The organism is Psychromonas antarctica (assembly GCF_022267535.1).
In the GTDB taxonomy this organism is placed as follows: domain Bacteria; phylum Pseudomonadota; class Gammaproteobacteria; order Enterobacterales; family Psychromonadaceae; genus Psychromonas; species Psychromonas antarctica.
Genome location: NZ_JAHNZV010000273.1, coordinates 1 through 768, shown reverse-complemented (window position 1 = coordinate 768; position 768 = coordinate 1). Strand labels below are relative to the sequence as shown.

Sequence of the window (768 nt, the reverse complement as noted above, 5' to 3'; positions counted from 1 at the left end):
CATAAGAAGCTCATTATTTATCTTTTCTGCTTTTTCGAACAAGATAGCTGCAATAACAAAACTTATTACAGCAGTGATGAATTTACTTGAAAATGCGATGTTCTTATATAATGACTCATCCAAATGTTGAATTTTAGATAATAGAAATTTGTAATGTTCTAGCGCCAGTTGCTCTTTTAAATCCGACATAAAAGCCCTTCGATATAAATTAAAGTGTTTATAATTATAAATACTACGATATGGATAGCAATATTTATAATTATTAATCAATAGGTTGGTTATTGAGAATCTCATATTATAAAGGATATAGCCTCTTCAACTTATTACCGTATTCGAGAACATGGTTTAGATAGAGATAAACAAAGGTCACTCAACTACAGGCATATCTTGCTATACAATAGCGCAGAATAAGATGTGGACAGCGCTTCGCGTTGACACACAACTTATTTCCGCTTACACCCGTAGTCACTCCCTAACGTTATAAATTATTTTGTGGTTTTTAGAAGATCAACCAAATAGCTATTACGTTTGTGAGAGTTACTTGGCTGTTTTGTGATCTCATTGAAATCTTGTTGTGAGCCCACAATATGAATTTCGCTCTCAGCCCTAGTAATAGCGGTATAAAGCCACGCTCTATCAACTGCGTATTCTCATGATGTCGATCACTCATTCTCACCGAAGCCGATCAGTCATTCTCATTCATGCCGATCACTTTTACTCGTCACTTTACGGTGAGATTGAGTTGTAATGCTTTATTCAATATTCGTC

1 protein-coding gene is annotated in these 768 nt (G+C 34.8%); it reads right to left on the bottom strand.

Features of this window, described 5'->3' with window-relative positions:
* The coding region (locus tag KSO91_RS17445; RefSeq protein ID WP_238744280.1) for a hypothetical protein at positions 1–189 on the bottom strand (189 nt) is incomplete at its 3' end.
* Positions 190–768 lie beyond the last annotated feature (579 nt).